Raw genomic sequence first — 24,052 nt, 5'->3', positions numbered from 1 at the left:
CTAAACCTCCTTACAGTCTCATGCCTCCGTTGACAGACAGATTGTGACCTGTTACGTAAGAAGATTCATCGGAAGCCAGGAACAGTGCAGCGTTTGCAATTTCCTCAGGCTGAGCCAGTCTTCCAAGCATGGTCTGTGCAGCAAATTTGTCCAGAAGATCCTGTGGAACAGTCTTCAGGATATCTGTCATGGTGTAGCCAGGAGAGATGGCATTGACTCTTACCTGTGCACCCTTCATAGCAAATTCCTTGGCCCAGGTCTTTGTCATTCCAATGACACCTGCTTTTGTCGCAGCATAGTTAGCCTGTCCGATGTTTCCGAATTCTCCTACTACAGAAGAGATGTTGATGATGGATCCCTTGCCGTTTGCCTGCATCTGTGGTCCTACGTGTCTTGTGAGATTGAATACCCCCTTCAGATTCACGTCTATCACCAGATCCCACATCTCATCGGTCATTTTTCTTGTGAGGGCATCTCTTGTGATTCCAGCGTTGTTCACAAGAATATCAATTTTACCATACTTCTCTGTAACATAATCCACAAATGCCTTACAAGCTTCACCATCTGCAACATTCAGCTTATAGCCTTCCACATTTGGATTCTCATAAGCTAAGTCGCCCATATCCGCAGCAATGACTTTAGCACCTTCCTTCACAAAAAGCTCAGCCATGGCCTGTCCAAGCCCACGAGCACCACCTGTAATTACTGCAACTTTGTCTTGTAATCTCATTTTTCTACCTCCATTATTTTCCCTATTTCATATCGTTTCATTTGACCCTCTACTGTGCATAAACAGAGAATCAAATACCAAGATATGAAACATGAATCAATCTTCATGTTCAGAATAAATGATAAGGTTTGCAAAGTCAATCAATTTAACAAAACAAAGACATAATTAATTATCCGTTTAAAAATAGTGAACAGTTCTATAATTTATTTAATAAAATAAGCTTTTATCTGATAAATCGTTGATTTAGATGTAAACAAATGAAAAGGTTGTCATTTAGGTTTCTTGTGTTTTGTTATTTTATTATCATAAATTGTATTGTATTAATACACATTTTTGACCTTGAAAGCCAAGTTGTTTTCGTATTTCCAACACATGCAATCATCCGTAAGGAGTACACAGATCTCTTACACTTTCGCCATTTATTGTGATGAAATTGCCAACATGTCAATACTTGTCCATTTGCTGTTTTCTTTTTGTTATTTCATCTACAAGTTAATTTTTGTCAGGATTGACAGAAATGTTCGCTTTTACCATGGAGTGCCCTGAAAACATCCTGTATAATAAAAGTGGTTGTATTATTTCTTGAAAGGCTTGTTTCCTTGTCTTCCAAGTTCAAAATTCATTTTCGTTAAATTAATAACAAAACTTTCTCCAAATCTATTGTATTTTCTAAACGAAGGAATATAATAGAATTAAACATGAAAGGTTCATCATGTTAAACAATTACACGCGAACCTTTCGTTATTAAATTATCATATGGAGGTTACGATGAAAGGAAAAACCATTCACGATATGAGAATCGGTGATCAGGAATCCTACGAAAGAACCGTCACAGAAACAGACGTTGTTCTATTTGGCGGTATTTCCGGTGATCTGAATCCCGCACATTTCAATGAGACCTATGCGAAAGAAACCATGTTCAAGGGAAGAATTGTCCATGGCATGCTCACTGCCTCTTATTTTTCAACAGTTCTTGGCACTCTTCTTCCAGGACCAGGCACCATTTATCTTGGACAGGACTTAAAATTCACGAAGCCAGTGCGGTTTCAGGATACCATTAAAGCTGTGGTGACTGTATCAGAGATTATCGAAGAGAAAAATATCGTCAAACTGGATACCATTGCATACAACCAGCATGGAGACGTTGTGGTGAAAGGCACCGCTACCGTCATGCCACCAAAATAGGAGGACCGTATGAATTTTGAACTAAGCAAGAAACAAGCCCTTTCTCTGAAATTATTTAAAGAATTCTCCCTGAATGAAGTGAAACCTTTGGCACAGGAAGTTGATGAGCTGGAGCGATTCCCAGTGGAAACTGTAGAAAAAATGGCAAACATAGGAATGCTGGGCATACCAGTCCCTGAGAATTATGGGGGCTCAGGCGGTGACAACCTGACCTATATCATGGCCGTAGAAGAGCTTTCCAAGCATTGCGCCACCACAGGCGTCATTGTATCCGCTCACACTTCATTGGCCTGCGCTCCCCTTCTCGCCTTCGGTACAGAAGCGCAAAAAGAAAAATATCTGCTTCCTTTGGCTTCCGGTGAAAAACTTGGCGCATTTGGCCTGACAGAACCCAATGCCGGGTCCGATGCTGCCATGCAGCAGACCACAGCAGTGAAGGAAGGAGATTTCTATAGAATCAACGGCTCCAAGATCTTCATCACCAATGGCGGATTTGCGGACACCTTCATCATCTTTGCCATGACCGATAAGCAGAAAGGCACCCGTGGCATCTCTGCCTTCATTGTAGAAAAAGGCATGGAAGGTTTTTCCATCGGAAAGACAGAACATAAACTGGGCATCAAAGGAAGCTCCACCACGGAGCTGATCTTTACAGATCTCATGCTGCCCGCGGAGAATCTTCTGGGTCAGGAAGGAAAAGGATTCGGCATCGCCATGAAGACCCTGGATGGTGGAAGAATCGGTATCGCAGCGCAAGCTCTTGGTATTGCCCAGGGCGCTCTGGATGAAGCCATCAAGTACATCAAAGAGCGTAAACAGTTCGGAAAACCCCTTTCTGCTTTCCAGAACTCACAGTTCCAGATTGCAGATCTTCAGACGAAAATTGATGCTGCAAGGCTTCTTACATACCGTGCTGCTGTTCTGAAGGATGAGGGAAAGCCTTATTCCACAGAAGCTGCCATGGCAAAGCTTTACGCCTCTGACATTTCCATGGAAAGCACAAGAATCTCCCTCCAGCTTCTGGGCGGTTACGGTTATACCAGAGAATATCCTCTGGAAAGAATGTTCCGTGACGCAAAAATCACCGAGATCTACGAAGGCACATCTGAAGTTCAGAAGATGGTCATCGCAGCATCTTTACTGAAGTAAAGGAGAGAAATGATGAATATTGTAGTACTTTTAAAGCAAGTTCCAGATACCACAGAAATGAAGATAGACAAGGAAAAGGGCACGCTCATCAGAGCCGGTGTCCCCACCATCACCAATCCAGATGATCTGGCCGGTCTTGAAGCAGCTCTTCAGATCAAGGACAGACAAGGCGCTAAAGTGACTTGCGTGACCATGGGGCCTCCCCAGGCAGAATCTATGCTGAGAGAACTTTACGCCCTCGGCGCCGATGAGTGTGTGCTCATCAGTGATGGAAAGTTTGGCGGTGCTGACACCTGGGCAACTTCCAATACCCTGGGTGCTTACCTGGCAACGATTCCTTATGATCTGATTATTGCAGGCAGACAGGCCATCGATGGCGACACCGCCCAGGTAGGTCCTCAAACCGCCGAAAAGCTGAACCTGCCACAGATTACCTATGTGGATGAGATTCTCTCCATCTCAGAAGAGAAGATCAGAGTACGCAAAGCGCTGGAAAACCGCTATGAAATCCTGGAGTCTGAGATGCCTTGCCTCATCACCACACTCAGTTCCATTGCAAAACCACGCTATATGCATGTACGTGAAATCATGAAGGCTTTTGATAAACCTGTGACGGTCATCACCAATGAGCACCTGCAGCTGGAACAGAAGGACATTGGCCTCAAGGGCTCCCCCACAAAAGTAAAGAAGACCTTCACCAAGGAAGTCCATAAAAATTCAGATGTGCTGACTTTAGAGCCAAAACTGGCTGCGGCAAAAATTCTGGACGTGCTTCTAGAGAACCAGTTTATCGGAAAGTAGGAGGAAGTAGAATGAACATACAGGACTATAAAGATCTTTATGTATTCATCGAACATGAAGAGAATAAAATACACGAAGCGAGTTTAGAACTTCTTGGAGAAGCCAGGAGACTGAAAGAAGACAGACCCTCTCTCAACTATCAGGTGGTTGCCGTTCTTCTGGGAGAAGTAAGTGAAGATCTCCTTTTTGAGCTTGCCGCCCGCGGTGCAGATGAAACGGTATATCTCCACCACAAGAAACTCAATGAATACAGTACACTTCACTATACCCATCTTCTCCATCAGATGATTGAGGAAAGAAAACCTGATATTTTCCTCATACCTGCAACAGTTTTAGGCAGAGACCTGGCACCAAGACTGGCCGCCAGATGTGATACCGGACTTACAGCAGATGCAACAAAGCTGGAGTTTGATCCGGAAAATCCAGACTCTTCCCTCCTTTATGTCACAAGACCGGCCTTTGGCGGAAATCTTTTTGGCACCATCATCAATGAGACCAAAAGACCCCAGATGACTACCATAAGACCTGGCGTCATGGATAAAATGCAGAGGAATACCGCTCTTACCGGAAAAGTGTCCATGCAGGATGTAAGCCTTGATGGACTGAAAGATCCTGTAAGCATTCTGGAAGTGCTGAAGAAGGACCACATGGCCGTGGACATCGCCAAGGCAGATATCCTCATCTCCGGCGGAAGAGGCGTTGGCGACAGATTTGATCTTCTGCGGGAGTGTGCTGATATGATCGGTGCTGAAGTGGCAGGCTCCAGAGCCGCTGTGGATGAAGGCAGAATCGAAAAGGACTACCAGGTAGGACAGACTGGAAAAACTGTAAAACCTAAAGTCTATATTGCCTGCGGCATTTCTGGCGCTGTACAGCATCTGGCAGGTATGGAAAAATCAGATTACATCATCGCCATCAATAAAGATCCGGATGCACCGATTTTCCAGGTAGCAAACATCGGACTTGTCGGCAATGCTTTGGAAATCCTTCCGCTCCTCACAAAAGAAATCAGAAACTACCGGGAAAGGCCTTCATAGGCCTTTCCTTTCCTTTGAGAAGAGGGCTATAGAGTTCTCTTTTCGCCGTAACTGTTTACAAAACTATTGCACTTGCGATAGAATACCCATAAATAACCCATGAAAGGACGGTTTAGCAGTAATGAAGACTTATCCCAAGAAAGACATTCAGACAAGCAGGCTGAAAATCTCCTACCTGGAAGCAGGGAATGAAGAGAAAGAGCCTCTTCTTCTCCTCCACGGAAACACCTCCTCCAGCCTCTTCTATGTGCCTACCATGGAGATCCTGGAAGAGCATTTCCATATTTACGCTCCAGACTTACGAGGCTACGGCTATACAGAAAAGCTTCCCATCGATTCCACACTAGGCATGAAAACCTGGTCTGAAGATATCAGAAGCTTTGTGGATGCTCTCTCCATCAAAAATCCTCATATCATCGGCTGGTCCATGGGTGGCGGTGTTGCCATGCAGTATACGCTGGACTACCCGGAAGAGGTAAGAAGTCTTGGACTCATCAATCCACTATCCCCTTACGGATTCTCTGGTACAAAAGATGCAGACGGAACCATCACCACAGCATCTCATGCTGGTACCGGTGGTGGTTTTGTGAACCAGCAGTTCGTAGAAAATCTCAGAACTAAAAATAAGGATCTCAATGATCCCACTTCCGCCCCTAATGTACTGAAGGGTCTCTTCGCTCCCACCTTTACCCTTTCAGAAGAAATGAAGAACCTCTTTGTGGACTCCATGTTTCTCATGGAGATTGGGGAAGGGTTCTATCCTGGAAGCTCTCAGCCCGCCCCAGAGTGGCCCTTCCTAGGCCCTGGCACAACAGGCATCGGCAACACCATGAGCCCGAAATATGTCAATTTGTCCGGCATCAGTAACCTTCCTGTAAAACCCCCTGTAATCTGGTTTAGAGGCGTTCAGGACAAGATTGTCTCTGATCAGTCCTACAGCGATGTGGGATTCCTTGGGCAGCTGGGCATTCTCCCAGGCTGGCCTGGACTGGAGGTTTACCCTCCACAGCCTATGGTTTCCCAGACAAGAAGCGTCTTTGAGGAATATCAGAAAAATGGCGGCCGCTTTGTAGAAGCTGTATTTGAAAACTCGGGTCACAGCCCTCAGATTGAGGAGCCTGAAAAATTCGTAGCGGATTATCTTGCATTTTTACGAAAATAATCCATTTTTTAGAATACTCTACGGGCGTATATGATATACTGATTTTTGAAGAAAAAATGCATCCTCCACTTATGGAACCTGATGCTTATGAAAGAGGTATATCATGGAACTGAAAGAAATGCTAAGAGCTCTGCTCTTTATCACCGCTGCTGTTTCCTTCGGCATCTCTGTTCTCAGCTTTTTCACTTACGTGAAACTGAAAAAGGTACCGAAGAAAGAAAGAAATCTCATGGAGTTCCAGAAGGTGAACCAGTATGTGAAACTGGGCCAGGTCTCCCTGGGGATTGCCACCGCAGCACTTTTAGCCGCTCTTTGGCTGTCATAATAAGAAGCAAAAAGAACGCAGCAAGGATTTCGTCCTGCTGCGTTCTTTTTCTATCTTCTTAATAGAGGTCTTTTTTAAGTTTTTTCTCCATGGGCACAAAGGAAATGCCATAGATCTCCTGGACCTCCTCTTTCAGCGTAAACCCCAGGGCTTCATAAAAGGGCATTGAAGACAGCGTGGCATTGAGCCTGATGACTTCTCCCTCTTCCATCCGGCTTTTCAGAATCTCCTCATAGTACGTAAAGAGGGCTTTCCCAATCCCTTCACCTCTTCTTTGTACGTAGAGATGGGTAAGAAAGAATCCTTCTGCACAAAGAACGCCAACAAGAGCCAAATCCTCATCAAAAGCCCCCAGAAAAACAGTTTTCTCATCGGACAGAATTTGCTGAAAAGCATCTCTGGTCTGCATTTTCAGGAAGCTGTCCACTGCACGTTGAGAAAGTCCTCTTGACTCCGTTTGAAGAAACACTTCACGAATCAGAAGAAACGCTTTCTCCACTTCATGGCTATGAAGAAATCTCACGTTCATCAATACCTACCCCCAAAAGTTCAAAAGCAGGCTCTCTTCATGAAGCCTGCCTGAAATGCGATTTGTTTGATCAGCTCTCCTTGGTCCATGACTTGGGCACAAGAAGGGCAATGATGGTGAAATGCTCCAGTCTGCCTAGAAGCATCACCAAAGAGAGAAAGATTTTTGTAAAGTCCGAGTAGTGTGCAAAAGTCACTGTAGGTCCCACAGCACCAAACCCAGGGCCGATGTTATTCAGCGTTGCGGCCACCGCAGACATGGAGCTCTCCATGGTGCCTCCTTCGAGTGAAACCACAAGAGATCCTATGGTGAAGATCACCAGGTGAATGGCTGTGAAACTGTTGATCCTCGCAATGATCTCATTGGAGACAATTTTTCCGCCCACCTTGATGGGAATCAGTGCCCGAGGGTGAAAAATCTTTGACACCTCTCTTTTGATGAGTTTCAGCACAATCATAATTCGGATGACTTTCATTCCACCGGCAGTGGATCCAGCAGACCCTCCCACAAACATCAGAAAAAAGAGAATCATTTTGCTGAAGGTGGGCCATACGTCAAAGTCCACTGTGCTGAATCCTGTGGTGGTCATGATGGATGAAACCTGGAAAAAAGATTCCCGGAGCCTCACCAGAGCATCTCCACCAAAGGTCATAAAAAGATTCCATGCAATCAGCACCACGGAACTTCCCACAAAAAAGAGATACAGCCGAAGCTCACGGTCCTCAAGAAAGTCTTTGTATTTCTTTCGGAAGAACAGGAAGTACAAAGAAAAATTCACGCCGGACAGCACCATGAAGATGCCTGTCACCACCTGAACATAAGGGCTATAGCTTGCCAGACTGTCATTTCTCGGACCGAAACCTCCCGTCCCCACTGTACCGAAGGTAATGACAAAGGCGTCCAGAAGACTTACCCCTCCGAGTAGTAGAAACAGCACCTGCATGGCGGTCAGAAGAATATAGGAGATATAAAGAACCCTCGCGGTATCTTTCATACGGGGCACAATTTTCCCGGCCACGGGGCCCGGAGACTCCGCCTTGAAAATCTGGAGGCTTCCTACGCCAAGGGCTGGAAGAAGCGCCAGGGTAAACACAAGAATCCCCATCCCACCGATCCAGTGGGTCATGGAGCGCCAGAAGAGGATGCCTTTATCGAGGCCGTCCACATTGGCAATGACAGAGGCTCCTGTGGTGGTAAATCCAGATACGATTTCGAACACGGCATCAATATAAGTAGGGACGCTCCCCGATGTCCATAAAGGTATGGCACCGAACAGGGAGATCATCACCCAGCCCAAGGCAACAATGACGATGCCGTCCTTTGCCCGGATATGGTGATCATTTTTCCGTCTTAACTTTGCCATGAGGATACCCAGTATCACCATGACCACAATGGTCCAGATGAAGGGATGATGAGCATCCCCGCCATAAGCATAAGAAATAAAGATAGAAGGGGACATAAGAAGGGCTTCAATCAGCAGAATACTCCCTAGCACCTTTATCACGATTCCATAGTTCACTAAATAGTCCTCTCTTTCCTGGAATAAACAGTTTCTTTAAGTTCTCTGTGTCCTCCGCCAAGGAGAAGACAACGATACGGTCATTGGGACGAATCACGGAGGACCCCTTTGGAATAATCACTTCCCCATTGTGTACAATGGCACCAATGATGATCCCTTTCGGCAGGTGCAGATCCTTCAGCGGTTTCCCAAGGTATGGCATATCCGGTGTCGCAATGATCTCTGTCACTTCTCCATCGCCCCCCAGGAGCAGAGAAACAGAAAGGACTTTTCCGCCACGCACAAACTTCAGAATATTGGATGCAGTGATGTTCACAGGATTCAGCGCTGCGTCAATATCCAGTTTATCGATGATTTTGGTATAGTTTCTTCGGCTCACCTTCGCGATGCACTTTTTGACACCATACTGCTTTGCCATAAGGGCCATGAGAAGATTCTGCTCGTCATACCCGGTGGATCCAATGAACGCATCCATCTGGTCGATGTTCTCTTCCTCCAGTATGTTCACATCTGTTCCATCCCCATGAATGATCAGCACGTGCTCCAATGTTTCCGCAAGTTTCAGCGCACGGACTCTGTCCTGCTCAATGAGGGTAACACCAATACGGGCTTTCGAAAGCTCTTTTGCCAGGTAGTATCCCACATTACCGCCACCGATGATCATCACATTATCCACATGAGTGTCCGGAGTGATCAGTTTATGCTTTTTGCTGAGCTTCAGAAGATCCTCTTCTTTTCCAATAATATGGACCACATCATCCGCTGCAATCTCTGTATTTCCGTTTGGAATAATCAGTTCGCCCTCTCTTGAAATCGCTGTGATGATGAGCTTGTCAAAATCTTCCAACTCAAAAAGCTTTTTGCCAACAAAAGTGCTCTTATAGGAACACTTGAAATCAATCATCTTTACGCGGCCATCTGCAAAATCTCCGGAATAGAACATGATATTTTTAAGCAGATACTTTGAAATGGACGTTGCAGTGGCAAGATCCGGATTCATGATAAGATCTATCCCCAGTTCATGACGTACGAAAGTAAGCTGCTCTGTATATTCCGGATTTCTGATTCTTGCAATGGTCTGATTACAGCCCAGCTTTTTTGCAAAGGTGCAGATCACTGCATTGGTCTCATCATTCTCTGTACAGGCAACAATAATATCATATTCCTCTATATTCATTTCCTTCAGCATGGTGATGCTGATTCCACTGGCCACAACCGTCAGCACATCCAAATGCTCATTGATCTTCTCAATAACTTTTGCATCACTGTCTACCAGAGTAACATCCATATTTTCTACGGTCATAGCTTCAGCAAGCTTTACGCCAAGCTTACCCGCGCCTACGATCATTACTTTCATAACTCCTCCAATAACGTTTATTAGAGATATTGTAACATAAGAATGGAGAAAACATTCAAAAAATACCGATCATTTCCGTGATCGGTATTTTCAGCTCTTAGATCATATAAATCTGCTATATTTTATTCTATAGGAAGCTCAATTCTTGTCAATAAATCTTCTGCACTCTTCACATCCATGGGAGAGTTATAGTAGATCTCATAAGCCATTCCTTTTGCCTTGTACCCATGGAGACTCATATAGGCATTCATTTCGTCATAAACTGCACTCATTTTCTCATAGGGTCCTTTGTACATACAGGACACCATATTCCCCTGAACCATCTCTGAAGGGCACAAATCTCCTTCACCAGGAAGCACATCTTCTACAGGAAAACCAATCTCCACATCCAAATGCTCCATATCCAGATTATAGTAGCAGACAAAAGGAGGCCCCGCGGGGTTCACATCCATCTCTTTCAGAAACAGCATGATTCTTTCATAGGTTTCACCGATGAGCTGTGGAAGCTTACTTACGGAAGAAATTGTTCGGACACTCATGACAGGCTGAAAGTGCTGCTCTCTGACTTCAATGGCATATTTTGTTTCTGTCATTTTAATCTCTCCTTCCATTTTTCGGAAATAGTTTAACATAAAATCTTTTCACTTTCGTGAAGTTTTTGTCAAGTGATGTTCATAACATGAAAAAAACAGCCTAACATCGTTAGACTGTAATTAATGGTAGCGGGGGCAGGACTTGAACCTGCGACCTTCGGGTTATGAGCCCGACGAGCTGCCAACTGCTCCACCCCGCGATATTCAATAACTTGGTGCTGAAGACCGGAATCGAACCGGTACGGTGTCGCCACCGCAGGATTTTAAGTCCTGTGCGTCTGCCAGTTTCGCCACTCCAGCGTATAAATAAAAATGGTAGCGGAAATAGGACTTGAACCTACGACCCTTCGGGTATGAACCGAATGCTCTAGCCAGCTGAGCTATTCCGCCACATTTGATGCCGCCTTATCTTCGCGACAAAATTAATTATATAGCATGGTAAATGCCTTGTCAACAACAAAAGTAAAAAATAATGCCCAGAAATCTGGGCATTAAAGCGTCTTCAGCGAAATGTATTGAGAGCCATCACTTAGCTTCTTCTGCTCTTTGTTCTGACTTCCTGTTTCTTTTTGTAATCAGACATCACTTCTTCACTTTCCTTCATGAATTTGGACATGATGTCTTCAAAATTGTTGGAAGCCGGCTTCTTCTTTTCAGGCGCACTCCACTCCACCTCAGCTGGTCTGCTGCTTCTCTTAGGAGCAATCTGGACACCCTGTTTGATGGATAAGCTGATTTTGCCGTTATCGTCAATTCCTAAAACTTTGACCTGTACCTTGTCGCCTTCTTTGATAAATTCTTTGATATCCTTCACGTAGGTGTCAGCCACCTCGGATATGTGCACGAGCCCGGTTTTACCGCTCAGATCAATAAAAGCGCCAAAGTTCGTGATATTTACGACAGTTCCTTCTACAATGTTTCCTACCTCTAAGGTCATGTTAATAAGAATCCTCCTTAAAATTAAAAAAATATATGTACTAACCCAATCAGTTGACTGACGAGTCAATTACCGGTACTTCTCCTGGTCTCAAAAGACCAAGTCTCGTTCTGGCACTCCTTATAGTATAATCTTCAGTGCCTATGCTGTCCACTATATTTGCCAGTTTTTCATTCTCTTCCATGACCTTTTCCAGCTTAACGGATTCTTCTTTCATATTTTCCCTGATGTGTGCCATCATCACCTGCTGTTTATACACAGTCAAGGAGATGACCCCTACAAAAAGGATCAGAAGCAATCTGATTAGAACTTTCCCCCATCTCATGGCAATCCTCCTAGCGTCGGAAAGGATTTTTACTCCTCTTCGTCTGTATCTTCTTCCCCTTCCAGGATTTCGTACATCTTGGAAGCATCGTCTTTTCTTACATGTTCTGCAATGTTCAGGATCTTTGCTTTGATGCTCTTATCCTTATACGCAATTTCAATGATGTCTCCTTCTTTGACTTCTGTGCCTGCTTTTGCAATCTTACCGTTGATGGATACTCTTTTTCCGTCGCAGGCTTCCTTTGCCACAGTCCTTCTTTTTATAATTCTGGATACCTTCAGATATTTATCTAGTCTCAATATGATCACCTCAGTCGTCACAATGCTTGAAATATTTTTATAAGTTCATCCATTGTGTATATTATATATTTTGATGGAACTAATGTGAAGCAAAACTTTGATATTTCAGTAACTTAGACCATTATATAGTATAAAAAAATAAGAGGGCAGAAGAAATTCTTCTACCCTTCCTATCATGACTACTTATTTCTTCTTCTTAGGAGCAGCCTTCTTCTTCTTAGGAACTACGTTTACTTTTTCCTTGAAGTCTTTACCAGGCTTGAAAACTGGAACCTTGGATGCAGGAATCTTAATCTCTTCCTTGGTTCTTGGGTTTCTTCCAACTCTTTCTTTTCTTTCTCTTACTTCGAAGGTACCAAATCCAACGAGTTGAACTTTTTCACCCTTCTCAAGAGTTCCTACCACAGTGTCAAGAAAAGCCTTCAGGAAAGCCTCAGAGTCTTTCTTGGTAAAACTGGTAGATTCAGCCAATGCAGCGATTAATTCAGCTTTGTTCACAATAAATTCCTCCTTAATATTGTTTAATAATGGAATCTACAGTTATTATTCTACAGAAAACTCTGAAACCCTTTATTTTAAAGCATTTTTTTTAGAATTTTTCTTCTTTTTTTGCTTTTTCCCAGTATTCATCCAGTTCTTTCAGTGAAAGATCCTGAAAGACCTTCAGATCAGCCTCTAAGAGCTCCTCCATCCGGGTAATTCTCCTAATGAATTTATCGGATGTTTCATTGATGGTGATTTCAGGATCCGCCTGAAGGAACCTTGCAAGATTCACCACCGCAAACAGCAGATCCCCAAGCTCTTTCTTCACATGTTTCTCATCCTGATCCATCAATGCCTGCCGGATTTCAAGAAGCTCTTCCTCTACTTTCAGGAACACATCTTTGATGTCATCCCAGTCAAATCCGTATTTCCGTGCTTTCTTCTGGATTTTTTCAGCTCTGGACAGGCCTGGATAATATTTAGATATGGCCCGGAGAGAATCACTTAAAGTCTCTTCCCCTTTTTCTTTCTTCTTTAAGGCCTCCCACTGGATCAGCACCTCATCTGAAGTCATATCCCTGTCTTTCTGGAATACATGAGGATGACGGTAGATCATTTTTTCAGAAACCACCTTCATCACTTCGTGAATGTTGAACTCTCCTTCCTCTTCCGAGATGGCACTGTGGAGCAGCACCTGTAGCATCACATCTCCAAGCTCTTCCCGAAGCGCATCAAAGTCTTCAAGATCAATGGCTTCCAAAGCCTCATAGCTCTCCTCAATGAGATAGGGCTTCAAGGACTCATGGGTCTGCTCTTTATCCCAGGGGCATCCGCTATCCTTATCCCGTAACCTTTTCACAATGTTCATGAAGTCATAAAAGCTGTATCTTCCTTCCATGGGCGGCACATAAACACTGGTCAGATCATCCGCATCTCTTTGGCGGTCCAGCTCATAAAGTGGAATCCTTCTGATGACTTCCTCCTCCGTACCCGCAGCTCGTATATAGATGATTTCATCCTCATCATTCAAATAGGCATTGAGAGCAATCTTCACCCTACTGGCGATATATGGAGAAAACACCTGAGTGATGAGCGTACCTTTGTGATAGTCCGGCACCTCTTCTTCAATGCCCAACGCATCCACGATGCGGAATCCATTGATGGGATCCACTTCCAAAGCTTCAAAAACCGCATCCACAAAGCTCACCGCGGGGTGGATCTCATAGGGAATGCCTTTCTCTTTGCATTTTTCAATAAGCAGAAGAACAGACTTCTCCGCCACCAGCGGATGCCCAGGAACTCCATAGACAAAGGTTTCCTTCTCCCCTTTACTGCTCAGAAGGTCTGCTATGGTGCTGTACACCTCATCAAAAGTCTCCGATTTTTCATAGACAGAATCAAAAGCTTCATAGGAAATCCCTTCCTCCACCAAGAAAGAGACCGTGGGATGTTTTTCTGTTCTGAGAAATACCGAATGGCTTTTCAGCGCTTTTAACGCGCCCAAGGTAAGTGCATCGCTCTGTCCTGGTCCGAGACCAACAATATGAATCATAATTTCACCTCAACTACTAAACTTAGTTTTATTATAGCACAGCCCCCGATTGGGTACTAAAAAAGAAAAAAACCCGGGATTTCTCCCGGGCACATGGATCCGATTAACGGATTTTATCCTCATAAACTTTGACATTCAGCTCTTTCTTCCATTCTTCCATGGTGGAAAGATACTTCTCGCTCTTTTTGTTTGCTGTAAGTGTGGAAGTGATGGTTTCCTTCACATCCTCCAGCGGCTTCTGCACTTCTTCTGCTTGAATGCCATCTACTTTAATGATGTGATATCCAGCTGTGGACTTCACAACGTCAGAGATTTCATCTTCCTTCAGCTTCTTCACATGGTCCATGAAATCAGCATAAAGCTCTGTGTTCTCATAGCCATAGTATCCAAGAAGTCCGCCGGCCTCTGCAGAAAGATCTTTTCCGTACTCTTCTGCCATCTCAGCAAAATCTTTGCCTTCTTCCTTGATGAGCTTCAGAACTTCTTCGCCCTTAGCCTTAGCTTCATCATCGTTACCGAAGTAAATATGATAGATATTGGCACCTGCTGGTGTCACATAGTTCTTCTTATTGTCCTCATAGTACTTTTCGATGTCCTCGTCGGAGACGGTCACGTCTGCCACGATGCTCTCATAGTACTTGCTTCTGACAATGTCTTCCTGCACAAAAGTCTTATAGGTCTCTTCATTGAATCCAGCTTCTTCCAGAGCTGCCAGATACTTTTCATCATCGCCATAGGTCTTCTTCACCTGGTCAATTCTTTCTGTCACTGCCTTGGTGATCTCTTCTGTATCAGTCTCCATACCGGATTCTTCAATCTTCTTGTCTAGGATTCTCATCTCCACAAGACTGTTCAGAATATCCACCTTCAGATCCTTGATGACCTGCTTTCCTTCTTCCTGTTCGAGAATTTCTTCTCCATACTGTACCTTCAGGCTGTCGATGTAGGATTTCGCTTCAGTATCCACATCTTTCTGGGTGATCTCCACATCTCCTACTTTTGCAAGGACAGTGGCATCAATGGATTCCTGTGTTTCCTCCACAAGGCCGCATCCCGCAAGGACTGCAGTCAATACGGAAGCCGCAAGGACCGTAACTACTTTTTTCTTTAAAGTGATCAAGTTTTTTCCCTCTCTTTTACTCTCGATTTCAGTTCCAGACTCATCATATCTTTTCTTTGTTACAATGGTGTGACACATTTCATAATTATATAGTCTTTAAGCCACTTTTGCAACTTTTAGAGCGTACTGAGCTCTTTCATCATTTTTGTCAGGAACATGATGGTTTCATCCCGGTCTTTTTCCAGGTTTTTCACAGAAAAACCGGGGGTGCTTCTGATAAACTCCACACGTTTGCTGTATTTTTTCATCAGATGTGATACTTTTTCTTCTGTGAGCTTTTCAGAGCTGACAAAAGTCACCAGGATATCTTTCATGCGGTCCTTAAGTTCAAGAACCCCTGCTCTATTGGCATAGAACTTCAACCTGGCGATATCCATCAGATTGTAGAGTGAATCCGGAATGTCGCTGAACCTGTCCAGCAGCTCTTCCTTAATGTCTTCGTAGTCTTCTTCACTCTCCATGGATGCAATTCTTTTGTAGACCTCAATTTTATGCATCTCATCGCTGATATAACTGGAAGGTATATAGGCATCCACACGGATGTCGATGGTGGTATCGACTTTTTCCTCCTGAATCTCCCCTGTGAGCATTTTGATGGCGGTATCCAGCATTTTCACATAAAGATCATACCCCACCACAGACATCTGCCCATGCTGGGCTTTCCCCATGAGATTGCCCGCGCCTCTTATTTCCAGATCCCGCATGGCAATTTTAAAGCCGGACCCCAGTTCTGTGAAATCCTTCAGGGCTCTTAGCCGCTTCTCCGCAATTTCTGTGAGCACCTTGTCTTTCTTATAGGTCAGGTAGGCATAAGCGATTCTGTTGGTTCTGCCTACTCTTCCACGGAGCTGGTAAAGCTGAGAAAGTCCAAGCTTGTCCGCATGGTCCACAATGATGGTATTGACGTTCTGAATGTCCATGCCTGTTTCAATGATGGTGGTGCTGATGAGGACATCGGTATGTCCGTCCATGAAATTCTTCATGGCATTCTCCAGCTCTCTTTCATTCATCTGACCATGAGCCACATCAAATATCACTTCAGGAACAAGCTTCTGGAGATAACTGTGCATCACATGAATGTCATCCACTCTGTTGTGGACAAAGTACACCTGCCCGTTTCTGGCCTTTTCTCTTAAGATTGCATCACGGACCAGCTGCTCATTGAACTCCACCACATAGGTCTGAATGGGATACCGCTCTTCCGGCGGAGTTTCAATCAGAGAAATGTCCCGGATTCCGGATAAAGACATATGAAGCGTTCTTGGAATCGGTGTTGCAGATAAAGTCAAGACGTCCACATTCTTCTTGGCGGATTTCAGCTTTTCTTTATGGGCTACACCAAACCTCTGCTCCTCATCCACAATGAGAAGACCCAGGTCTTTAAACTGCAGGTCTTTTGAAAGGATCTTATGGGTTCCGATGATGATGTCCACATTTCCTTCTTTCACCCGCCGCATGGTTTCCTTCTGCTCTTTTGGACCCCTAAATCTGGAGATCATATCAATCTTGATGGGGAACCCCTTAAAACGGTTCCTGAAAGAGTGATAATGCTGCTCCGCAAGGATGGTGGTAGGGACCAGCACCGCTACTTGTTTTGAGTCCATCACCGCTTTAAACGCCGCTCTCATGGCCACTTCTGTTTTTCCATAACCTACGTCTCCACAAAGAAGACGGTCCATGACCCGCTCCCGTTCCATATCTCTTTTGATTTCCTCTGAGGAGCGCAGCTGATCTTCTGTCTCATCATAAGCAAACTCATCCTCAAACTGTCTTTGCCATTCAGTGTCTGGCGTGAACGGATAGCCTTTGACCTTTTCCCGCTCTGCATAGAGCTTCACCAGGTCTTCCGCAATCTCGTCCACAGAGCGTTTTACCTTGGCTTTGGCTTTGCTCCACTCCTGGCCACCCAGCTTATTGATTTTGGGCTGTTTTCCTTCTGTACCGATGTAGCGCTGGATCATATCCAGCTGCTCCACCGGGATAAAGAGCTTATCGTTCTTGTCATAGGAGATTTCTATATAATCCCGGACAAGACCCGAGGACTCCAGCTGTTTGATGCCAAGAAAAACCCCGATGCCATGATTCACATGAACCACGTAATCGCCCTTTCTCAGCTCTGTGAAGCTCTGGATTTTTGTGAGACCCTTGCCCTTTTTCGGCGCTTTCCGCTTCTTTCTTTTGGCCTCACCAAACACTTCCTTGTCCGAAATCAGAGAAAGCCTGATGTCTGGAAACTCAAATCCACGGAGCTGGTTTCCGAAGGTTATGATAACATCAGAATAATCCAGGGTGCTTAAAGTATCCTTATAGACAGACTCAATGTCCTTGTCTCTCAATATATCTACAAGTCTTTCTCCTCTAGGTCTTGTACCCGCAAGGATCACCACTTTGTATCCTCTTCGTTTTCGGTCTTTGATGTCATCAATGAGAAGATCCAGCTGTCCCTGATAATTGTAGATGGTAATCTGATTGAAATTCACAAGGCTTCTTGGGGGCAAAAACCGCTCCGTCTTCTGGAACTGGTTCAGTGTGATCACGTCTTTGTTTTTTAAAGTCTCCAGGAGCAGGTCTTTCTCCAGCATGAGACTGCCTTGGGAAGGCATAATCTCTCCACGGTGAAGAAATGCATCATAATCCTCCTGAAACTCCTGATAGACAGACTCCAGCTTTCCTAGTGAATGCGCTGTGTCATCCACAATGATTTTGGCCTCTCCCATGAAATCGAAAAAGCTGGATGGGTTTTCAAAAAAGAAGGGCAGATAGGCATCAATGTTTTCAAAGAACACGCCTTCCTTGAGATATTCCAGATTGCTCGAAACATGACTCTTCAGCTTTTCAAAAGCTTCGTTGTCATAGGCCTTGCGCTTCTTCTTATCCTTCAGGATATCCTGAAACTCTTTTTCAATACGCTCCGCTCCTTCTTTCATCCGCTCCTCTGTAAGAATGAGCTCTTTTGCTGGAAAGATCTCAAAGGACGGCACCTGCTCGATGCTTCTCTGGTTTTCCGGATGAAAGGTTCTGATAGAATCAATCTCATCTCCAAAAAGCTCCACACGGTACGGCTGGGCGCTGTCAGGTGGGAAGACATCCAAAATGCCCCCCCTCAGTGCATATTCTCCTTTACCCTCTACCAGCTCCACTCTTACATATCCAGAGCTTTGGAGTCTTTTGCCCACTTCTTTGAGATCAATCTCCATACCCTTTTCCAAGGAAAAATGATAGGCTCTGAAATACTCATAGGGCGCATATTTCGCAGTCAGCGCATCAATGGTGGTGACAACGATTTTCTTCTTGCCGTTCTGGAGCGCTTTCATGACCTTTAAACGCTCCCACCGGAGGTCTCCGGAGATGGCATCAATGTTATAGAACACCAGATCCTTTGCTGGGAAATAATACACCTCATTCTCATAAAGAAGAAGATCCTCATAAAGATTCTTCGCATCCATATCCTTGGATGTGAAAATGAAAATGCTGTCTTTTTCCTTTCCGAAGAGTGTAGAAATGAGGTAAGCCCTTGCGGACTCTGATACACCAAATACTCCTACTGGGAACTTCCTCTCTTTGATACTTTTACGGAGCTCTTTGAACGAACCATCCTCATAAAGCCTCTGTCTTAGTCCTTCTAATCTCACATTATTCACCTACTCCGCTCTAAACCCGTTATACTCACTGATGGCTGAATCGATCCCATGATCCAGGATAGCATGCACTGCATCCACGGCCGCAGAGATGGTTTTCTCCATCTTCTCTTCTTCATCCTCCTGAAACTTTCCGAGCACATGATGGACGAGATCATGCTTCGGGGCTCCAACGCCCACTTTAATTCTGGGGAAGTCTTCTGATGCCAGATGAAGGATGGTGCTTTTGATGCCATTATGACCTCCTGCGCTTCCTTTTTTCCGGATTCTCAGTTTCCCCACATCAAGGCTCACATCATCAAAAATCACCAGTACTTCTTCATTGGGAATCTTATAAAAATCAGCCGCTTCCACGATGCTCTCCCCAGAGAGGTTCATAAAAGTCTGCGGTTTCAGAAGAATCACTTTCTTTGTGCCGATTCTTCCTTCTGCCACCTTGCCTCTGAATTTATTTTTATCAAACTGAACATTCAGCTTCTTAGCCAGTTCATCCAGGACCATAAATCCTGCGTTATGTCTGGTCTTCTCATATTCTTTTCCTGGATTGCCAAGGCCAACGATCAAATGCATCACCCAGCTCCTCCTTTATCACGCTAAAAAACGGTTCTTTTTCATATCCTATACATTATACTATTTTATCCACTTTTTGTTTACAAAAACCTTACTCCAGGAATCTGAACTTCCATGTAGAACACCTGCAGCAGTCAGATCCATAAAAAAAAGAGAACTTCACGTCCTCTTTAGTCCACACTGGTCCCGTATAGGGTGGCTTCCACTTCAATGATTTCTGAAACCCTTCTGAAACGGATTTTTACAACATCCCCCACTTTTCTGGTTTTGATGTACTCTTCTATGGTGGTGCTGGTTTCGATGGGCAGATTGTCTATGCTGAGAATGATGTCGGTGGGTCTTAGACCCGCACGGTCAGCAGTGCCTTCTGGTGCAATTCTCTGCACATAGAATCCGCTCTCTTCCCCTTCCACTTCAGGAACAAGGTCCCCATAGACCCCAATGAAGGGAACCAGGTCTTCTCCTGAATTGATGAGGGATCTTGCAATATTTCTTGCCTCATTGGCCGTGATGGCTGCGCCAAGACCGCTTCTGGATGAGCTGGAAAGCCTCAAGCTGTTGAAGCCCACCACTTCTCCGTTCATATTAAGAAGCACTCCTCCGCTGTTGCCCGGCGTTACTTTGGCATCTGTTTCGATGCCGAACACCTTCACATCCCGGTTGTCATAAGAAAGGATGGGATACGCTTTATTCACAGTGGACACCACACCAAAGGTCAATGTCCCCCGATCACTGTCTCCGAAGGGATTGCCCATGGCGATGACCGACTGGGCCACTTTCACTGTACTGGAATCGGAAAACTTTGGTGGTCTTAAACCTAACCCTTCCACCTGAAGTACAGCCAGGCCGGAAGCGGTATCTCGCCCGACAACCTCAGCCTGATAGATTCTGTCATTGTCACGGTCTGTTCTGATAAAAATTTCTGAATCCGTCAGATTTGTCACATCATAGGGCACAAGTATGTATCCTTCAGAGTTCATCACAACGCCCGTATAGACGCCTTCATAACTGTCTCCGTAGAAGAGCTCCGGATTATTGGCTACACCAACCAAGGAAAGGGACACTTCCTTGTAGATCTCCCTGATCCGGGTTCGGTCGTAAAAGGCATTCCCAAAATTATCCAGGGACTTACGGATCATCTGGGAAAAATTGCTGTTGTCATCAATGACCAGAGGATTCTCCTGAATTTTTCTGGACACATAGGTTGCTGTGGTCACTGAGGTCACAATGACCACAATGAACAGCGTAATCAGTTGGAAGGCTCCATTCTTGATTCTTGATTTCTGGTCCAAACGGTACCGGATCTCTCCAGATTTCGCATGGTCCTTCTGTCCGTTATTCTCTATTTTATTGTCTCTGTCCAGATTGTTTTTATCTTCCATGTTTTACACTCCTAGGTCATGCTGAGGGTAAATGTGAACTGAACCCCTTGCTGTTTGTTCTCCACCCAGATATCTTCACCAAACTGCGTGATGATGTTTCTGACAATAGGAAGTCCAAGTCCTGTGGACACTTTATTGGTCCTGGATTTATCCCCTTTGTAGAATCGGTCCCAGATATTTTTGATATCGTGGTCCGGAATGGCATTTCCATCATTATAGACACTGACAAGGACCTTCTTTCCTTTGGTCCTGGTCTGAACTCTGATGTTCCCATTATCCGGGCAATGCTTGATGGAGTTGTCAATAAGGTTCGTCATGACTTGGATGAGGCGGTCTCTATCCCCGGCGGCATAAAGGTGGTCTCCCTCCAGGGTGACATTCACTTTAAGCGCCTTATCATCAATCTTTGTTTCAAACCGGGTGATGCACACCTTCACAATCTCATTGATGTCCAGCTCTGTCAGCTTGAAAGAGAATTTTCCCGATTCCATGGCTGAAAGATCAAGAAGATCATTCACAAGACGTGTGAGCCTCTGGATCTCATCATAGACAATCTTCAGGTAATACTTCTCCTTGTCCATGGGGATGATTCCATCCAGAATCCCTGCGATGAACCCACGGATAGATGTGATAGGAGATCTCAGCTCATGGGATATATTGGACAGGAAGTCACGACGGTTCTTATCCGTTTCCTCGAGAGACTCCGCCATGGAATTGAACGATTCTGAAAGCTGGCCGATTTCATCAGAAGAAGTCACAAGAACTCTTTGCGTCACTTCACCCTTTGAAATCTTCCTGGCGATGGTGTTCAGCTCTGCCAGAGGCCTGAACAGCATCCTTTGGGCAAGATAATAAATGAATATAATTGACAAAATCACAGCAAACGCTGTGATACTCCAAATTCTGAGATAAATCTCACGTAGAGGTGCTTCTATGGACTTCAAGGGTGTATACACCACAATCGCTCCCTGATAAACGCCATTGTTCTGAATAGGCTTGATATAAAGAGACATCTCCTCTTTTGTGACGGGGTTCATCTCCCCATTGATTTCAATAGAATTGCCCTCTACCAGCCGGTCCCTGTCAGGAAAACTGAATCTTGTGAACATGAGACTTTCATAAGCCTCATTGGTCACAAAGAAAATATACCCGGAAGCGTCCACCAGGAGAATATCCCCTTTTTCAACACCTTTCACGAGAGACAGGTTTCGCATGAGCTCCGTATCATCAATTTCCTTATTAAGATATAAAGGGACACTGGAAGAGGCAAGAATTGCTGTCTCCTCCAGGTCCGCCCTGTTCTTTTCCAGAAAATAATTTTGGAACCATAGTGAAAGAACAACAGCTATCAGAACATACCCTACAGTTACAACCATGGCAAAGGTTGCAACGAGTTTTGTTACAAGAGAACTGTTTTTCATAGTTATTACTCCCTACTATTTGACTTCAAACTTATAGCCAACGCCCCATACGGTCTCCAGCTGCCAGTTCGGTCCACCGTGAAGCTTCTCACGAAGACGCTTGATGTGCACGTCCACTGTTCTGGAATCTCCTGGATAGTCATATCCCCATACCTCACAGAGAAGCTGCTCTCTGGTAAATACACGGTTCTTATTGGAAGCCAGATGATAAAGCAGCTCGAACTCCTTCGGTGGCATTTTCACATCCTGGCCTTTATAGACCACATTGTAGGAATTGACATCGATGTTCAGTTCCGGGAAATTGAGCACTTCTTTTCCGCCGCCGTCTGTGTTGAATCTTCTCATGACCGCTTTTACTCTGGCCACAACTTCCTTTGGCTCAAAGGGCTTCACCATATAGTCATCCGCTCCCAGTTCAAGGCCCAGAACCTTGTCAAAGGTGTCTCCCTTAGCCGTAAGCATAATCACTGGAGTGTCATAGTCTTTTCTAATCCATTTTAGAACATCCACACCATCTATATAGGGCAGCATGATATCCAGAAGCACCAGATCCGGTTTGTAATCCACAAACACTTCCTGGGCTGCTTTTCCATCTGCTGCTACACGGATATCATATCCTGAGCTTTGGAGATACATTTTAAGGACTTCGCTGATGTTCTCATCGTCATCGACTACCAGAATTTTACCAATTTTACCTTCCATGTTACATTCCCCTTTCTCCTTTAGATTCAGCTCATGTGAATCAATCTAACTCTATGATAGTATAAAAAGGGCTTAAAATCTCGCTCTTCATAATTATTTCACGTTATCCCCCTGAATATTAACAGATTATACTTATTCTAATGTATTAACATTCAAGGGGCATCCTTTATCACTGTCATGAACATCCGGTTCATGAGGATATCCATGTTCTGATTTTTGCATATTTTTACCTGTTTTTAATGTGGAATACACATGAATACGATATAATAGTTGAAAAATTAACAGACTGAGGTGAGCCTAATGATAATTGAAGTGTCCAATCTGAAAAAAAGCTACGGTCCTCTTGTGGCCGTAAATAGCCTCTCTTTTCATATCGAAGAGGGGGAAGTCTTTGGACTTCTCGGCCCCAACGGCAGCGGAAAAACAACAGCCATCAACTGTATGCTGTCTCTTTTAGATTTTGAGGAAGGGAGCATCCGGATCTTTGGCAAGGAGATGCAGCCCGATGCTTATGATCTTAAAAAGGACATCGGCGTTGTCATGCAGGAAGTGGCGGTTTTCCACGAACTCACTGTGTACGAGAATATCGATTACTTCTGCGGTCTTTATGTCTCGGATAAAGCAGAAAGAAAAAAACTGGTGGAAGAGGCACTGGACTTCACAGGACTTCAGGAGTTCAGAAAGTTTTTGCCAAAAAAACTTTCCGGGGGACTTCTCCGGAGGCTGAACATCGCCTGTGGTATCGCCCATAAGCCAAAGCTCATTTTTCTGGATGAACCCACCGTGGCTGTAGACCCTCAAAGCAGAAACAGTATCCTGGAAGGGATTTTAAAACTGAACAAGGAAGGCTCCACCATCGTCTACACCTCCCACTATATGGAGGAGGTGGAAACCATCTGTTCCAGAATCATGATCATCGATAAAGGGGAAGCCATTGCCACAGGTACCAAGGAAGAACTGAAATCCATGATCCATCTGGGCAGTAAGATTTCCTTCGATGCTTCTACCATAGATGACGAGCAGCTGCGAAACCTCTCCTCTCTGCCTCATGTGACGGAAGTGAAGAAAAGCGGAAGCTTTGTCACCCTAAGGGCCTCTGAGGAAAATGGAACACTAGAGAGCATTCTGGCATTTTTAAAAGCAGAGCAGATTCCCTACAACAATATCCATTCAGAGATGCCCACTCTAAACGACGTGTTCCTGGAAATCACCGGAAAAGAACTCCGGGATTGAGGT

General features: G+C 44.6%; 23 protein-coding genes and 3 tRNA genes. 7 read left to right on the top strand and 19 right to left on the bottom strand.

All coding sequences use genetic code 11. The features are described from left to right. Positions 1–10 precede the first annotated feature (10 nt). The gene (gene fabG, locus DEF30_RS05480; RefSeq protein ID WP_294097264.1) at positions 11–730 is read right to left on the bottom strand and encodes a 3-oxoacyl-ACP reductase FabG; all 720 of its coding nucleotides are present in this window, start codon (positions 728–730) and stop codon (positions 11–13) included. Positions 731–1,498: 768 nt separating this feature from the next. Here fabG and DEF30_RS05475 point away from each other — a divergent pair. The 6 genes from DEF30_RS05475 to DEF30_RS05450 all read left to right on the top strand — a co-directional run bounded on the left by DEF30_RS05475 (position 1,499) and on the right by DEF30_RS05450 (position 6,389). Beyond that, on the top strand, positions 1,499–1,915 hold the full coding sequence (locus DEF30_RS05475; RefSeq protein ID WP_294097262.1) for a MaoC family dehydratase: 417 nt from the start codon (positions 1,499–1,501) through the stop codon (positions 1,913–1,915). 9 nt (positions 1,916–1,924) lie between these two features. After that, complete coding sequence (locus DEF30_RS05470) at positions 1,925–3,064, top strand: acyl-CoA dehydrogenase (RefSeq protein WP_294097260.1); 1,140 nt, start codon at positions 1,925–1,927, stop codon at positions 3,062–3,064. A 9-nt stretch (positions 3,065–3,073) separates the two neighbouring features. After that, positions 3,074–3,865, top strand: a complete 792-nt coding sequence (locus DEF30_RS05465) for an electron transfer flavoprotein subunit beta/FixA family protein (RefSeq protein WP_294097258.1) — start codon at positions 3,074–3,076, stop codon at positions 3,863–3,865. Positions 3,866–3,876: 11 nt separating this feature from the next. Continuing rightward, positions 3,877–4,902, top strand: a complete 1,026-nt coding sequence (locus DEF30_RS05460; RefSeq protein WP_294097256.1) for an electron transfer flavoprotein subunit alpha/FixB family protein — start codon at positions 3,877–3,879, stop codon at positions 4,900–4,902. Positions 4,903–5,023: 121 nt separating this feature from the next. Then, a complete protein-coding gene (locus DEF30_RS05455; RefSeq protein ID WP_294097255.1) occupies positions 5,024–6,064 on the top strand; it encodes an alpha/beta hydrolase in 1,041 nt (346 codons plus the stop codon). Between the two features lie 103 nt (positions 6,065–6,167). Continuing rightward, on the top strand, positions 6,168–6,389 hold the full coding sequence (locus tag DEF30_RS05450; protein ID WP_294097253.1) for a hypothetical protein: 222 nt from the start codon (positions 6,168–6,170) through the stop codon (positions 6,387–6,389). 58 nt (positions 6,390–6,447) lie between these two features. On the opposite strand, the gene DEF30_RS05445 is transcribed toward DEF30_RS05450, so the two are convergent. The 18 genes from DEF30_RS05445 to DEF30_RS05360 form a co-directional block, all read right to left on the bottom strand. Next, the gene (locus tag DEF30_RS05445) at positions 6,448–6,918 is read right to left on the bottom strand and encodes a GNAT family N-acetyltransferase (protein WP_294097251.1); all 471 of its coding nucleotides are present in this window, start codon (positions 6,916–6,918) and stop codon (positions 6,448–6,450) included. 70 nt (positions 6,919–6,988) lie between these two features. Further along, positions 6,989–8,422 (bottom strand): TrkH family potassium uptake protein, encoded by a 1,434-nt coding sequence (locus DEF30_RS05440; protein ID WP_294097248.1) that lies wholly within the window; start codon positions 8,420–8,422, stop codon positions 6,989–6,991. Beyond that, positions 8,388–9,794: a Trk system potassium transporter TrkA gene (gene trkA / locus DEF30_RS05435; protein WP_294097246.1), complete on the bottom strand. Its 1,407-nt coding sequence runs from the start codon at positions 9,792–9,794 to the stop codon at positions 8,388–8,390. The genes DEF30_RS05440 and trkA overlap by 35 nt, the downstream gene beginning before the upstream one ends. A 122-nt stretch (positions 9,795–9,916) precedes the next feature. Next, positions 9,917–10,387 (bottom strand): GyrI-like domain-containing protein, encoded by a 471-nt coding sequence (locus DEF30_RS05430; protein WP_294097244.1) that lies wholly within the window; start codon positions 10,385–10,387, stop codon positions 9,917–9,919. Between the two features lie 124 nt (positions 10,388–10,511). Then, positions 10,512–10,587: transfer RNA gene (locus DEF30_RS05425), tRNA-Met, on the bottom strand. A 13-nt stretch (positions 10,588–10,600) separates the two neighbouring features. Next, a tRNA-Leu gene (locus DEF30_RS05420) sits at positions 10,601–10,687 on the bottom strand. 13 nt (positions 10,688–10,700) lie between these two features. Continuing rightward, positions 10,701–10,777: transfer RNA gene (locus DEF30_RS05415), tRNA-Met, on the bottom strand. A 139-nt stretch (positions 10,778–10,916) separates the two neighbouring features. Next, the gene (locus DEF30_RS05410) at positions 10,917–11,324 is read right to left on the bottom strand and encodes a S1 domain-containing RNA-binding protein (protein WP_074911698.1); all 408 of its coding nucleotides are present in this window, start codon (positions 11,322–11,324) and stop codon (positions 10,917–10,919) included. A gap of 49 nt (positions 11,325–11,373) precedes the next feature. Further along, complete coding sequence (locus DEF30_RS05405) at positions 11,374–11,649, bottom strand: septum formation initiator family protein (RefSeq protein ID WP_294097240.1); 276 nt, start codon at positions 11,647–11,649, stop codon at positions 11,374–11,376. A gap of 29 nt (positions 11,650–11,678) precedes the next feature. Next, positions 11,679–11,948 (bottom strand): RNA-binding S4 domain-containing protein, encoded by a 270-nt coding sequence (locus DEF30_RS05400; RefSeq protein ID WP_031574875.1) that lies wholly within the window; start codon positions 11,946–11,948, stop codon positions 11,679–11,681. Between the two features lie 183 nt (positions 11,949–12,131). After that, positions 12,132–12,446, bottom strand: a complete 315-nt coding sequence (locus tag DEF30_RS05395) for an HU family DNA-binding protein (RefSeq protein WP_031574878.1) — start codon at positions 12,444–12,446, stop codon at positions 12,132–12,134. 91 nt (positions 12,447–12,537) lie between these two features. Then, positions 12,538–13,983, bottom strand: a complete 1,446-nt coding sequence (mazG, locus tag DEF30_RS05390; protein ID WP_294097235.1) for a nucleoside triphosphate pyrophosphohydrolase — start codon at positions 13,981–13,983, stop codon at positions 12,538–12,540. 103 nt (positions 13,984–14,086) lie between these two features. After that, positions 14,087–15,103 carry a peptidyl-prolyl cis-trans isomerase gene (locus DEF30_RS05385; protein ID WP_294097233.1) on the bottom strand — a complete coding sequence of 339 codons (1,017 nt, stop codon included), beginning with the start codon at positions 15,101–15,103 and terminating at the stop codon, positions 14,087–14,089. Between the two features lie 116 nt (positions 15,104–15,219). Next, positions 15,220–18,735 (bottom strand): transcription-repair coupling factor, encoded by a 3,516-nt coding sequence (mfd, locus tag DEF30_RS05380; RefSeq protein WP_294097231.1) that lies wholly within the window; start codon positions 18,733–18,735, stop codon positions 15,220–15,222. A gap of 9 nt (positions 18,736–18,744) precedes the next feature. Further along, a complete protein-coding gene (gene pth / locus DEF30_RS05375; RefSeq protein WP_294097356.1) occupies positions 18,745–19,311 on the bottom strand; it encodes an aminoacyl-tRNA hydrolase in 567 nt (188 codons plus the stop codon). 170 nt (positions 19,312–19,481) lie between these two features. Next, positions 19,482–20,693 carry a S1C family serine protease gene (locus DEF30_RS05370; protein ID WP_294097228.1) on the bottom strand — a complete coding sequence of 404 codons (1,212 nt, stop codon included), beginning with the start codon at positions 20,691–20,693 and terminating at the stop codon, positions 19,482–19,484. Positions 20,694–20,704: 11 nt separating this feature from the next. Further along, positions 20,705–22,114 (bottom strand): HAMP domain-containing sensor histidine kinase, encoded by a 1,410-nt coding sequence (locus DEF30_RS05365; RefSeq protein ID WP_294097227.1) that lies wholly within the window; start codon positions 22,112–22,114, stop codon positions 20,705–20,707. Between the two features lie 15 nt (positions 22,115–22,129). After that, positions 22,130–22,816 carry a response regulator transcription factor gene (locus DEF30_RS05360; protein WP_031574897.1) on the bottom strand — a complete coding sequence of 229 codons (687 nt, stop codon included), beginning with the start codon at positions 22,814–22,816 and terminating at the stop codon, positions 22,130–22,132. Positions 22,817–23,116: 300 nt separating this feature from the next. Between DEF30_RS05360 and DEF30_RS05355 the strand changes: the two genes are divergently transcribed. Beyond that, complete coding sequence (locus DEF30_RS05355) at positions 23,117–24,049, top strand: ABC transporter ATP-binding protein (protein ID WP_294097222.1); 933 nt, start codon at positions 23,117–23,119, stop codon at positions 24,047–24,049. Positions 24,050–24,052 lie beyond the last annotated feature (3 nt).

This window comes from Proteiniclasticum sp., from assembly GCF_003514505.1.
In the GTDB taxonomy this organism is placed as follows: Bacteria; Bacillota; Clostridia; order Clostridiales; family Clostridiaceae; genus Proteiniclasticum.
This window is presented reverse-complemented; position numbering and strand designations above follow the sequence as displayed.

Coding starts and splice junctions, on each gene's coding strand:
- fabG (WP_294097264.1), bottom strand. CDS start 730: ATGAGATTACAAGACAAAGTTGCAGTAATTACAGGTGGTGCTCGTGGG.
- DEF30_RS05475 (WP_294097262.1), top strand. CDS start 1,499: ATGAAAGGAAAAACCATTCACGATATGAGAATCGGTGATCAGGAATCC.
- DEF30_RS05470 (WP_294097260.1), top strand. CDS start 1,925: ATGAATTTTGAACTAAGCAAGAAACAAGCCCTTTCTCTGAAATTATTT.
- DEF30_RS05465 (WP_294097258.1), top strand. CDS start 3,074: ATGATGAATATTGTAGTACTTTTAAAGCAAGTTCCAGATACCACAGAA.
- DEF30_RS05460 (WP_294097256.1), top strand. CDS start 3,877: ATGAACATACAGGACTATAAAGATCTTTATGTATTCATCGAACATGAA.
- DEF30_RS05455 (WP_294097255.1), top strand. CDS start 5,024: ATGAAGACTTATCCCAAGAAAGACATTCAGACAAGCAGGCTGAAAATC.
- DEF30_RS05450 (WP_294097253.1), top strand. CDS start 6,168: ATGGAACTGAAAGAAATGCTAAGAGCTCTGCTCTTTATCACCGCTGCT.
- DEF30_RS05445 (WP_294097251.1), bottom strand. CDS start 6,918: ATGAACGTGAGATTTCTTCATAGCCATGAAGTGGAGAAAGCGTTTCTT.
- trkA (WP_294097246.1), bottom strand. CDS start 9,794: ATGAAAGTAATGATCGTAGGCGCGGGTAAGCTTGGCGTAAAGCTTGCT.
- DEF30_RS05430 (WP_294097244.1), bottom strand. CDS start 10,387: ATGACAGAAACAAAATATGCCATTGAAGTCAGAGAGCAGCACTTTCAG.
- DEF30_RS05410 (WP_074911698.1), bottom strand. CDS start 11,324: ATGACCTTAGAGGTAGGAAACATTGTAGAAGGAACTGTCGTAAATATC.
- DEF30_RS05405 (WP_294097240.1), bottom strand. CDS start 11,649: ATGAGATGGGGGAAAGTTCTAATCAGATTGCTTCTGATCCTTTTTGTA.
- mazG (WP_294097235.1), bottom strand. CDS start 13,983: ATGATTCATATTGTTGGTCTCGGACCAGGACAGAGCGATGCACTTACC.
- pth (WP_294097356.1), bottom strand. CDS start 19,311: ATGCATTTGATCGTTGGCCTTGGCAATCCAGGAAAAGAATATGAGAAG.
- DEF30_RS05370 (WP_294097228.1), bottom strand. CDS start 20,693: ATGGAAGATAAAAACAATCTGGACAGAGACAATAAAATAGAGAATAAC.
- DEF30_RS05365 (WP_294097227.1), bottom strand. CDS start 22,114: ATGAAAAACAGTTCTCTTGTAACAAAACTCGTTGCAACCTTTGCCATG.
- DEF30_RS05360 (WP_031574897.1), bottom strand. CDS start 22,816: ATGGAAGGTAAAATTGGTAAAATTCTGGTAGTCGATGACGATGAGAAC.
- DEF30_RS05355 (WP_294097222.1), top strand. CDS start 23,117: ATGATAATTGAAGTGTCCAATCTGAAAAAAAGCTACGGTCCTCTTGTG.